Origin of the sequence: Streptomyces sp. 150FB (assembly GCF_000818195.1) — a bacterium.
GTDB lineage: Bacteria > Actinomycetota > Actinomycetes > Streptomycetales > Streptomycetaceae > Streptomyces.
Genome location: NZ_JTHL01000001.1, coordinates 8,946,673 through 8,957,503, shown reverse-complemented (window position 1 = coordinate 8,957,503; position 10,831 = coordinate 8,946,673). Strand labels below are relative to the sequence as shown.

Below are 10,831 nucleotides of genomic sequence, written 5' to 3'. Positions count from 1 at the left end.
GTCGAGGATGACGGCCGCGGCCGCGGCACCGTCGCCGATCAGGGCGGTGCGCCGGGTGCCGGGCTCGGCGGTGAGGCCGTAACGCAGCAGGACGGTGATGTCGAGCCGGGCCAGCTCGTCGTCCGTGCGGTCCGGCGGGTACGCGGCGTCGTTCATGGCGGGGCCTCGGCTATCTCGTCTCAACTGAATGGTCCGCTGCGGTTCAGTTGACGGTGACGGTGTAGGTGATGCGCTCGGGAGCCGGGGAGGCCGCCCCCGTGGTCGGGGTGGCGGAGGGCTCGGTCGTCTCGGGCGGCAGCGTGGAGGTGTTGCCCTGGCACGTGGTGAAGGTGCAGTGCAGCAGCGTGAACCGGGTGGTCCCCTTCCCCTTGGCCTCGAAGGTGAAGGTGAGCCGGCCGCCGTCACCGGGCACCGACTCGCCGCCGGAGTCAGACGCGTAGTCCTGGCCGCGGCTGACCAGCACCGAGCTGTCGGGCTCGGGGTCGACCAGGTACCAGTACTCGCGGGTGGAGGCGTTCTGGTCGACGGTGAGCGTGAAGCGCTCGCCCGGCTCAGCAGTGATGCTGGTGTCCTTCACCGGGTGGCTCGTGGTGCTCGCGGAGCCGCCGGTCGGTTCGTCGGTACCGTCGGTGCCAGAGCCGCACCCGGTGGCGAGAGCGAGAAGCGCGGCCGCGGCGACCGCGGCACCGCTTCTGTTACCGCGGAAGATAGACGCTGTACGCGTTAGGGAGATCACTGTCGGAAGCCTTGCCCATGTGGCCGTTGATGAAGTCGTCTTCGCTGACCCAAGTGGTCGAGCCCCAAGGGTTGTACACCTGAAGCATGTCACCCTCCTGGGCGATGATGGTCATCGCGTGGGCGCCCTTCTCGCCCGAGACGTCGACCGGCACCGGCCGTCCCTGTGCCACCGACTTCTCGACTTCGGTGAGGACGCCTCTGCGGTCGGCGGCGCTGTTCAGGTCCTGGCGCTGGTAGTCACTGCCGGTGGCACTGCCGATGGCGTCGTCGTCGATCCGTTCCTGCCCCTCCGGCCCCATGCCGCCCCAGTTCTCGCCGCCGTCACCTTCGGTGTGCAGCCGGTGCTGTTCGGCCACCAGTCGCTGCTTGAATGCCTCTGGGTCGTCCTGCTGCCCGTCGGGACCACCGGTGAGATCGAGCGCGTACATGGGGTCGACCATGGCGCGGGAAGTGACGGTGGACGAGGCCACGCAGGTGCCCTCGGAGCCGTCGCCGCCCTGGATCCACCGCTGGCCGTCGAACGTGACGAAGTCCTTGTTGTTGTTCGAGCCGTCCGACCCCAGGCCCTCGTCGTTCATGCTGTCCGAGGCGGTGACCACCGGAGTGAGGTGCCGGCGCAGCCAATCGGGGTCCTTGCCGTGGATCTTCTCCTGGAACTTTCCGATCTCGGCGACGCTGTGGCCGGCGGCCAGGGCCTTCATCAGATACGCCCGCTCCTGCGGGTTGTCCGACTTCGCCAGCATCCGCTCCATGGCCATCTCGTCGTCGAGGCTCAGCAGGTCCATACGCGTCGACGCGCGCGCCAGGTCGCCGGGCGTGAGGATCTCGTTCAGCTCGGTGTCGGCGCCGGCGACGCCGGTGTCGGCGAGCATCAGCTTGTCGACGGCGCTGAGTTCGCTGGTCTCCATCTTCCCGGCCCGCGCCTCGGCGGCCCACTTGTTCAGGTCCCGGGCCGCGACGCGGGTGGCCTCCTGCGCGTCGGAGACGGCGGCATGCATCAAGTCGACCGCGTACGAGCCGAAGTGGGCGGCGTTCTTGCGGTCCCACTCCTCCTCGTCGTTCTCGTGCAGGTCGTCGAAGAACCCGTCCTTGCCGCCGAGCGTCTTCTTCTGCTCCAGCAACTGTCCACGGCCCTGCGCGTCCTTGCGCTGGGCGGCGCCGATCGCGTCGGCCAGCGTCAGCAGCACCGTCGAGCAGCCGTGGAACGCCTCGCTCATCTGGGTCACGGCCCGCCCCGCGGCGTTCACCGCTTCGGAGGCGAGGACGCTGGTGTCGCCGACCCATACCTCAGGAAGGCCTTTGCGGCCCACCCGGTCGACTTGGTCGAAGACACTGTCGACGGGGCCGACCTGGCCGCTGTAGAGCCTTGCCAGGCCCTCCAACACGCCCTGGTCGCCGCTTGGTTCGGGCACCGAGAGGGCGTCGCCGATCAGATCGATGAGCTCATTCTTGCTCCCGGCACCGAGCATCTTCTTGGACAGACCGGCGAGCCACGAGAGGCGGAAGGAAGGGGAATCGAGAGGAGAGGAGAAGAACGACAACGGCCCGACCTCAGTAACTCGACAGGGCCGAGGTGCGACCGCTCTGCGTCGATGCGCCGGTGAGGCCGCTCGCGCCCTCGACGGTGACGCCGCCCATTTGCGTCTTCACCAGGCCGTCGGTGCCGTGGTAGATCTTCTTGGCCAACTGCACCTTGCCACCGAGCTCGTGCAACGCCGACGCCAGTGTCTTGGCCTCCGCCTCCCACGCCTTGACGAACGCGTTGAGCGCCGACGCGGCGTCATTGCCGCCGGCGTCGTCGTACGAGTAACTCGCGCGGGACTTGACGGCCGAGCTGACGCCGTCCATATCCGTACCGGCGTCGTCGAGTTGCTTGGCCTGGCCGGTCATACCCGCCTTGATCTGGTAGCCGTCAAAGCCCACCGCGTCTCCCCCGTATGTGTTCGATTATGACCGCAGGCAGGCTAACACTCACTCACCGCGTAGAAGAAGGTCACTCGACCGCCGTGATCCGGGTCCTCGGTGCGGCGGGCGTCGCAGTCAGGGTCATGCCGTGCCGCTGTACCGTACGGCCAGCGTCTGCTTGTCCGGCTTGCCGGTGCCCGTGAGGGGCAGAGCGTCGTGGAACGTCACGACGGCTGGTACGTGCTTCGGGGTCAGCTCGGCCGCCACGTGACCGATCAGCGTCCCGGCGTCGGCGGTGGCGCCCGGTCGTGCCACGACGGCGGCGTGGATGTGCTCCACCTGGTCGTGGTCGATCACGCAGTACACCGCGGCCTGAGCCACCTCGGGATGGGTCAGCAGGGCGTTCTCCACGTCCGTGGGGCGGACCTTGATGCCGTTGGTCTTGATCACCTCGCCCATGCGGCCGTGGAGACGCAGAAAGCCGTTGGCGTCGATGGAGCCGAGGTCGCCGGTGTGTACCCAGCCGTCGCGGATGGTCGCGGCGGTCAATTCCGGTTCGCCCCAGTAGCCGAGCATGGTGGACGGGCTTCGCACGCACACCTCGCCGATCTCGCCTGGTGGGAGGTCGTGGTCGTCGTCGAGGTCGCGGATGCGTACCTCCACCGCCGGGCGTCCGACGGTCCCGCGGAGTTCCGGGTCGGAGTGGTCCTGCGGGGTGAGGACGCCGATGGGGCTGGTCTCCGTCGTCCCGTAGAGGCCGAGCAGTACCGGGCCGAATACGTCGAGCGCCTCGGCCAGTCGGGCGGGCGACGCCGGGGAGCCGACGTAGGTGATGTTCGTGAGGCTGGACCGGTCGATGGTGGCGAGGTCGGGGTGGTCGACCAGCATGTAGAGCTGCGGTGGGGTGATCGCGAGCGTGGAGACGCGGTGCTGTTCGACGGCTCGTAGCACGTTGCCCGCCTCGAAGCCGTCGTGCAGGACGACCGTTCCGCCGGAGGCGAGCGCGAGGTCGACGACGGAGCCGCTGGAGCTGCTGACCGGCAGGGTCGACAGGTACACAAGGGGCTCCGGGGACTGGAAGCCCATCTTGAGGCCGACCTCGAGGTAGTGGTCGCGGACGCGGAAGGGCATCGTGACGGCCTTGGGGCTGCCGCTGGTTCCGCTGGTGCAGATCACCACGGCCGGCTGTTCGGGGTCGGCATCCACGGTGTCGAGGTCGAAGGCGTCCGGGTCGCCCGCCGAGAGGTCCAGGACATCGGGGCCGAGGGTGCCGAGTGCGGCGAGGCGCGGTGGCTCGGGCAGTCGGTCGCACAGGTCGCGGGCCGCGTCCAGGTTCTCCTTGTCGACGGCGAGAAAGGTCGCCCCGGTCCTGCTGAGGATCTTCTGCCGTCCGGCGGCGGCCAGTTGGTCCCTGGGATCCACCGCGTTCGTGGAGTGCAGGTGGACCAGCGTGGCTCCGGCGAGGTTGGCCGCGTAGCGGAAGATGATGGTCGCCGGGCTGTTGGTGACGGTCAGCACCGTCACAACCGGGACCTTGCCGCCTGCGGTTGGAGCCCGGTGCTCCGTGAAATGGCGACGCAGGACTTCCGCCGCCGTGAGAACCGCCCTGGAGAACTGGCCTGCGGTGAGCACCTCCCCCTCCCGCCAGAGGGCAGTCCGATCGGGGTTCGCCGCCAACGCCTCAAGCACCCGGCGGGCATAATTCTCATTCGAAGACATCGGAACTCCACTTCGCCGGCTCTCTCTCGGGCCGTGCGGGATTGGGCGGTTGTGAGGGCGTGGCGGCGCTCGTGGCCGAGGGCCGCGGCCGCGGGCAGCTTGAGCGCGTAGCCGGCCGGCTGACGGGCCTGCCGGCCGGTCAGACTCGCTGGCGTGTGGGGCGCAGGCGAATGTCGTCGAGGTGGACGTGCATCGGGCGTCCGATCACGTACCCGACGACCTCGGCGACGTCTTCCGGGACCAGCAACGGCCCGTTCTCCTCGGCGATCGCCTCGAACCACGCCGTGTCGTAGCCGGCAGCCTCCTGGAACCCGGAGCGTACGAAGCCCGGTTCGATGAGCGTCACCCGGATGTTGTGCCGGCACACCTCCTGTCGCAGTGCCTCCACCAGGGAGTGCACCGCGAACTTGGTCGAGCCGTAGACCGGATTGGCCGCTGAGACCTGCCGGCCGGCGGTCGAGCCGATGACCACGATGTCGCGTGCTCGCGCGCCGTCGTCGGCCTCCGCTCGCTCGCGGAATTCGGCAGCCACCACGCGGAGTTGGCGCAGCATGGCGAGGTAGTTGACCTCTACGAGCTGTTCCCAGCGCTCCGGGTCGGAACCCAGTACGGTGCCGGGCAGGCCCTGCCCGGCGGCGGCGACGAACACGTCGGCAGGGCCCCACTCCAGCTCGGCCGTGGCCAACAGTTCCTCAGTGTGGCCCGCCAGGGTGATGTCGCCTGCCACCGGGACGGTCCGACCGGGCGCGGTGGCCACCTCTGCCGCCAGTTCCTTCAGTTGTTCCGCGCGCCGCCCGGCGGCCACCACGTGGGCTCCCCGCTGGGCGAGGTCACGGGCGACGGCCCGCCCTATCCCCGACGAGGCTCCGGTCACGACTGCGATGCGTCGGTCTGTCATGTTGAGTCCCTGTCCTTCATCGATCGGCCGGCTCATGGAGAGGGCGGAGCGGCAGCTCGCCCTGGTCGATCACGCCGGTCAACCAGGCGTGCAGCCAACTGCGGTCCGGTGCGGGGAACGACACATCCAGGCGGGTGAGCAGGCGATGGGTGCGGCTGTGGTCGTAGCGGACGTTGCGCTCCGGGCGGCTCGCCCAGAAGTGGGCCAGAGCGATCAGTTCGTCGCCGTCGGCCAGGTGGGCCGCGAACAGCGGCGCGAAGTCGGCGGCCTCGTCGGGCTCCAGGTCGAACCCGAGGTCGCGCAGGGCGGCGAACAGGTCCGCGTAGGGCACTTCGTGGTGCGTGTCGACGTGGAAGGTTCCGCCGGACACCCTTTCGCTCCGGGAGATCCGCAGGATGCCTTCGGCCACCACGTCCACCGGGCTGAGTGCGACCGTCCGCGCGCCGACGCCGGGTACACGGCCGATCTGGACCGCGGCGCGCAGGAGTTGGACCAGCCGGCTGTCGCCGCCGTTGCGCTGGAAGCGGCCGGTGACCGAGTGGCCGGTGACGTTCCCCGACCGGTAGATGAAACCTGTGCCGCCGGCCGCGGTGAACTCGTGGACGATGCGCTCCGCTTCGTACTTGCTGCGCTCGTACTCGTTGAGGAAGCTCTGCCCGATGTTGAGGGTGTCCTCGGAGAAGACCGCCGGCTCGCCCTCCGGCCCGGCGCCGCAGACCGCGAGAGTGGACACGTAGTGCAGGTCCTTCGGCCGGCCGTTGGAGGCGAGAGCTACGACGGTGCGCACCGGGTCGGTGTTGAGGCGGGCGAAGCTGTCGCGGTCGCCGAACAGACGGGTGTCGGCGGCGAGGTGGTAGACGGCCTCGACCTCGCGGACCAGCCGTGCGTAGTCCCGGTCGGGCAGCCCGAACGCGGGCTCGGCCAGATCACCGGCCAGCACGGTGAGTCGGTCGGCGTAGCGGTCGAAGTCGCCGTCGGGGAGGTACCAGGCGAGCGTCTCGCGCAGGCGCTCGGCGGCCGGGCGGCCCTCGCGGTCACGAACCAGGCAGTAGATCGTGCCGCTGGTGCGGGTGAGCAGCAGGTGCAGGAGGTGGGCGCCGATGAAGCCGGTGGCCCCCGTGAGGAGCACGGTGCCGTACTCGCGAACGCCGGTGCGTCCGGGGCCGCTGTCGGCCGGCGGCTCGAAGCGCAGCGTACGCGGGACTTGCACGAGCAGACCCGTGGTGGAGCCGGGCTCCACCACGAACTGCCCTTCCTCCGGCGGGAGTCCGGCCGCTTCCAGCAGATGCGCTCGGGTGTCGCGCGCCAGGCCGGTCATCTGTCCGGAGTCGTCCAGGTGTGAGGGGTAGGACAGGTCGGCGGTCAATTGGCCGTCGTGGAGGCGCGCGGTGAGCTTGAGGGCGTAGCCGCGGTCGTTCTCGGGTCCTCGGACCGGGCCCTGCCCCTGTCGTGAGGGCGACAGCCGAAGCTCGTCCTCCTGCGGGAAGGCGAGCGTTCCCAGGTAGTTGAAGCACACGTCGGTACGCTGTGGCCGACCGTGGAGCCCGTAGGCGACGCCGAGGCGGGGCACATCTGCCAGCGCGGCCTCGGCGGCCTTGATCGTGGCCGTCATGTCGTCGGCGACGGACGCGATGCTGACGGGAAAGGTGGAGGTGAACCAGCCCACTACGCGGGAGACGTCCAGGGCCTCGTCGAGTGGGAGTCGTCCATGGCTCTCGACGTCCACCACGACCTCGTCCGTGGCACGCGCTGTGGCCAGTGCCTGAGCGAAGGCACCGAGCAGGACAGCGTGAGGGGGGAGCCCCGTGCGATTCAGCGAGTCGGTCTGGGCGCGGGACAGGCGGAACCAGACCGTCTCGGCGTCGGCCTCGCGGTTGTCGCCGATGGCGGCAGGGGCCCCGGGCGAGGTGGTGATGTCGTCCCAGTACTGGAGGTCATCGGCCAGGGCAGGGGCCTGGACGCGCAGGTGGGTGGCCCAGTCGCCGAAGTCGGTGGGCGCGGGAAGGAGCGACGGGTCCGCGCCGCGCAGCCGTTCGGCGTAGCAGTGGGCAAGGTCGCCGGTGACGATGCGCCAGGAGACGGCGTCCATGCACAGGTGATGGGCCACCAGGAGCAGGTGACTGCGTTCGGTGCCGAGGAACAGGTGGGCCTGTAGCAGGGCACCGTCCTCGACCCGGATCCGCTGCTGGCAGGCGGCGGCGGTCTCCTCGATGTGCCGTTCGGCCTCGTCGGCCGCGGTCGGCAGGGTGGAGCTGGTGAAGGGCGTGCCGGGCTCGGTGAGCACGCGGCGGACTCCCCTGGGTCCGGGGCGGAAGGCGGTGCGGAGCAAGGGGTGCAGGCGGACGACGTCGGCCACCGCGGCAGCCATGGTCTTCGGGCGGACGGGAGGGTCGGCGTCCAGCAGCACCGCTTGGTTCCACTGGTCGGGCTGGGGAAAGTGCTGCCGGAAGAACCATTCCTGGGCGGGTGACAGCGCGGTGTCCTCGGCCAGGACCTGGACCGCCGGGCGGTCCGTGGTTTCGAGGGCCTCGGCCATGGCGCCCGCTCGGAGCCGGGTGGCAAGGGCGGCCGCTGTGGGTTCGGCCAGAAAAGCCGCAGCGGATACCCGATGGCCGCGGGACTGGAGGTCCGCGATCACCTGGATGGCATCGATCGAGTTGCCGCCGACCGACGAGAAGTCGTCGTACGGGGTGAAGTCGTCGTGACCGAGTTGGCGCCGCCAAACCGTCAACACCTCGTCCAGCAAAGGATCTTCGGAGGAGCGGGGGCTTCTGCGCTCGGTCGCGCACTCCTCGACCAACTGACGCAGAGCCGCGTGGTCGGTCTTGCCGTTTCCGGTCCGTGGGAAGGCTTCGAGGACTTCGATCCGGTCCGGGACCATGTACGACGGCAGCGCTTCCCGGGCCCGGGCTCGGAGCGCGGCCGATCGGTCACGCGTACCGGACGCCGCGCTGACCACGGCGACCAGCCGGCCCTGCTCGCCGGGCAGCACCATCGCGAGGGCGTCGGTGACGCCGGGCATCCGGCGCAACCCCGCTTCGACGTGGCCGAGTTCGACGCGGTGGCCGCGTACCTTGACCTGCCGGTCGCCGCGGCCGAGGAATTCCAGCACCCCCTGGGCGTCGGCCCGGACCCGGTCGCCGGTGCGGTAGGCCACGCCGAGGCCGGGGTGTCGCGCTGCCACGTCCTCGGTGAACGCCGCCGCCGTGGCTTCCGGCGCGCCCCGGTAGCCGAGTGCCACCGAAGGTCCGGCCACGTACAGCTCGCCGGTCGCGTCGCGCTCGTGGAAGGCGCCGTCCGGCGTGCGGACGAAGAGCCGGTTGGCACCGAGCGGGCGGCCTATCGGTACCGATCCCGCGTCGCCCAGGGCGTCGAGGTCGGTCTCGGAGGTCAGGAGGTGGACGGAGACGCCGACCGTCGTCTCGGTCGGGCCGTAGTGGTTGACCAGTGTGTCGGTGATACCGGAGGCGATGACTCTGCGGGCCAGCGGCAGGGGCAGGAGCTCGCCGCCGAGCAGCAGATGGCGGAGCTTCGGCCGGGTGGCGCCGCCGAGCCCGTACGCCTGGAGCAGGACGCTCCAGTGCGAGGGCGTGGTCTTGAGGACGTCGATCCCCTCGGAGTGCAGATAGCGGAGCAGCCCTGCCGGGTCGCGCCGTGTGGCGTCGTCGACCAGATGCAGTGTGCCGCCGGTCCACAGGGCGAGGAAGACGCAGGTGTTCCCGAGGTCGGCAGCGAGCGTGGTGATGTGGGCGTACTGGAGCGGCTCGGTGATGTCGAGCCGCTCCAGCAGAGACTCGGTGTAGTGCCGGATGTTGGCGTGCGTGACCATGACGCCCTTGGGTACGCCGGTCGAGCCTGAAGTGTGCAGCACGTACGCGGTGTCGGTGTCCTGTGCCGCGTCAGTGGTCACGTCCCCGTCGAGGGGCTCGCCGGTGTCTTCCTGTACGTCGATCTGTAGGTCGATGACGTCGAGCCCATGCCGACGCAGTTCATCGGCGTACGGCGTCGCACTGAGTACGAGGTCGGGGCGGGCCGCCGCGAGGCGGCCCGCCCCCTCGGAGACCGGATCGGACGGGTCGATCACGGTGTACGCGGCCCCGGCGGAGAGTGCGGCCAGGAGCGCGGCGACAGCCGCGGGCGTACGGTCCAGGTGGACGCCGACGAGATGCCCGCGGCCGATTCCTCGGTGGCGCAGCCGGCGGGCCAGCCGTGAGACCCAGACGTCGAGCTGGGCATAGGTCAGACGATCGTGACCCACGGCAACGGCCGTCCAGTTCGGGTGAGCCCTCGCGTGCGCTTGGATCTGAGCCGGGAGCATCTACTTCTCGTCCTCTGAGTGTCGACGCGTGGCCGAGCGGCCGGTGGGGGGCGTCAGCTCCAGAACAGGAGCGGTTCCTCCGGGCCCTTGGTGAGGATGAAAGCGCTCGCTCCGACCCGGTGCCGGTCCTTGGCCGGCGTCACCGCGTGTAGCTGACGGGGGCTCATGAGGATGAGGTCCCCGGCTTCCGGGTGGATCTGAAGAGTTGGCTTCTCGATGGAGTCCGGCTCCAGGCCCTCGACCTCGAGGATCCTCTCCTTCTCCTCCGGAGAGGGCTCGCGCAGCCAGAGCTGGAGGTCGCCGCCCTCGTCGGCGGACTGCAAGAAGATATTGGCAACAAGTTGGTTGAGGACGCCATCGATCTCGGGGGCGTCGGTCTCCCAGTCGATCGAGTCGCTGTGCGGCCAGAACTCCGAAGTGTTCGGCTGGAAGACCCGGAGGGCACCGACGAAGCAGGCCCGGCCTCGCAGGCGCAGCAGGTTGGCTCCCGCCGGCCACAGCTCCTGCAGGTCCAGTCGGATGCGGTCCACCGGCGCGATGTAGGGATGGAACATCGAGCGGACGTCTTCGGTCGCCGGGAGCGCCTGCTCGTGGTACTTATTCGTCAGCTCTTTGTCCCACTTGGTATCAATGTGAGGCATATGGACACGACCGACACTGCTGGTGTTCTGCTTGTGGTAATGGCCGAGTTCTTGGTGATTGATTGCCTTCTCGGCGACCTTGGCCGCGACCTCGGCCGGGTAATAGCCGCGCACGTGGATCGCAGCGATCTCTCGGCTGGCGAGCTTGAGCAGATTATCTGTGGTGAGTTCATGCACGACCGTACTCGTGGCGGACCGTACGACGTCGGGTAGGGTAGTCAAAGGATGGCTTCCTCTCTATGGACGGCGCAGGACTGGTGCAAGAGTGCGACCTCGCCCGGAACCTGATTTCGCGTTCATTCGGATCGACAGTAGCGGCGAAACAGCCCGGACCAAAAAGAACGAAATTCACCGTTCACGACGGTATGACCGAGCCGAGAGCAGCGGTTTGAACCCTTGATCTCAAGCACGGTCGCTCATTACAGTTCTCCTCCAGTCGCGCACTGCAAAGCACATGTCGTTCGCGAATTGGACTGCCGAAGACTCGTCAGCGGGTGGAACCGAGGCTTCCACGACCCGGAGTTCAGAGTTATTCAGAAGTCCAATGGAAAAATCAGACTTTAGTCTGGGCGATCTCCCCAGCGGTGTCAACGAGGGGCAATGAAAACTAGG

At 69.0% G+C, this 10,831-nt stretch carries 7 protein-coding genes; all 7 read right to left on the bottom strand.

Annotation, left to right across the window (positions count from 1 at the left end; translation table 11 throughout):
- Positions 1-202: 202 nt before the first annotated feature.
- The 7 genes from QR77_RS38300 to QR77_RS38270 all read right to left on the bottom strand — a co-directional run bounded on the left by QR77_RS38300 (position 203) and on the right by QR77_RS38270 (position 10,396).
- Positions 203-577: a protease inhibitor I42 family protein gene (locus QR77_RS38300; protein ID WP_236710992.1), complete on the bottom strand. Its 375-nt coding sequence runs from the start codon at positions 575-577 to the stop codon at positions 203-205.
- 118 nt (positions 578-695) lie between these two features.
- Positions 696-2,279 (bottom strand): hypothetical protein, encoded by a 1,584-nt coding sequence (locus tag QR77_RS38295; protein WP_040026548.1) that lies wholly within the window; start codon positions 2,277-2,279, stop codon positions 696-698.
- A 10-nt stretch (positions 2,280-2,289) separates the two neighbouring features.
- Positions 2,290-2,661: a hypothetical protein gene (locus tag QR77_RS38290; protein WP_040026547.1), complete on the bottom strand. Its 372-nt coding sequence runs from the start codon at positions 2,659-2,661 to the stop codon at positions 2,290-2,292.
- Positions 2,662-2,784: 123 nt separating this feature from the next.
- Entirely contained in the window at positions 2,785-4,362 is a 1,578-nt protein-coding gene (locus tag QR77_RS38285) for a fatty acid--CoA ligase family protein (RefSeq protein ID WP_040026546.1), read from the bottom strand.
- 139 nt (positions 4,363-4,501) lie between these two features.
- Positions 4,502-5,260, bottom strand: a complete 759-nt coding sequence (locus QR77_RS38280; RefSeq protein WP_040026545.1) for an SDR family oxidoreductase — start codon at positions 5,258-5,260, stop codon at positions 4,502-4,504.
- 16 nt (positions 5,261-5,276) lie between these two features.
- A complete protein-coding gene (locus QR77_RS38275) occupies positions 5,277-9,578 on the bottom strand; it encodes a non-ribosomal peptide synthetase (protein WP_040026543.1) in 4,302 nt (1,433 codons plus the stop codon).
- A gap of 53 nt (positions 9,579-9,631) precedes the next feature.
- Positions 9,632-10,396, bottom strand: coding sequence for a 2OG-Fe(II) oxygenase (locus QR77_RS38270; protein ID WP_236710989.1), 765 nt, complete (start codon positions 10,394-10,396; stop codon positions 9,632-9,634).
- Between the last annotated feature and the right edge of the window lie 435 nt (positions 10,397-10,831).